The sequence below is a fragment of the Photobacterium sp. R1 genome (assembly GCF_054600795.1).
The window spans coordinates 1-231 of sequence record NZ_BAAHZP010001071.1 but is presented as its reverse complement, the minus strand read 5'-3'; the positions used below and the strand labels follow the sequence as shown (position 1 = coordinate 231).

1 protein-coding gene is annotated in these 231 nt (G+C 48.9%); it reads right to left on the bottom strand.

The genetic code is table 11. The features are described from left to right. The coding region (gene traF / locus ACYP03_RS28360) for a conjugal transfer protein TraF (RefSeq protein ID WP_459782986.1) at positions 1-231 on the bottom strand (231 nt) is incomplete at both ends.

Below are 231 nucleotides of genomic sequence, written 5' to 3'. Positions count from 1 at the left end.
TCAGCGCCGATTTACTCTTATCGACCAGAGGGTCTGAGAACGGTGAACCGTGGCTGCTTTTATTTGCCGCTTCCAGCTGAACAGTCACTTTCTGGAAATCGTCCACTTTCTGATTCAAGTCATCCGGATCATGCAAGCTGATCCCAACAGCTGGCAGAAGCACGCAAAAATCATCGTTCTGTTTGTAATTGGCAACCAGCGCCGGGTTATAAAAGCCAGCGGTCAGATAAC